Origin of the sequence: Bradyrhizobium sp. NBAIM08 (assembly GCF_020193935.1) — a bacterium.
Taxonomy (GTDB): Bacteria; Pseudomonadota; Alphaproteobacteria; order Rhizobiales; family Xanthobacteraceae; genus Bradyrhizobium; species Bradyrhizobium yuanmingense.
The window spans coordinates 1-397 of sequence record NZ_JADYVR010001074.1; the positions used below are offsets into that span (position 1 = coordinate 1).

At 73.0% G+C, this 397-nt stretch carries 1 pseudogene; it reads left to right on the top strand.

Annotated elements, in window-relative coordinates:
* Positions 1-205: 205 nt before the first annotated feature.
* Positions 206-397: pseudogene (locus tag I6F37_RS43540) on the top strand (ionic transporter y4hA); the annotation flags it as partial.

Genomic DNA, 397 nt, shown 5'->3' on the forward strand with positions numbered 1-397 from the left:
ATGACGACGACCACCGCGATGATGATCCAGACGATGGCATCCATGGGGGAGTCCCTACCCGTGGCTGCGTTCGCCACGCGCCCGCGCGTCCGAGCCGGGACGTCCGGCCACCGACCGCGCACGAGGCGACCTGCTTGTCTGGGAGGCGGTGCCCGCGCTTCGCTCGCTCTCCTGGACGACCGTCGTCCCGATCCTCGCCGCCCTCATGGCGATCGCGACCTGGGGCTCGAAGCCGGGCGCGCTCGTGCTCGTGCCCGCCGGCGTGCTGCTCGGCGGGGCGGTGCTCGCGGCGGTGCACCACGCGGAGGTCGTCGCCCATCGCGTCGGCGAGCCGTTCGGCTCGCTCGTCCTCGCGGTCGCCGTGACCGTCATCGAGGTCGCGCTCATCGTCACGCTC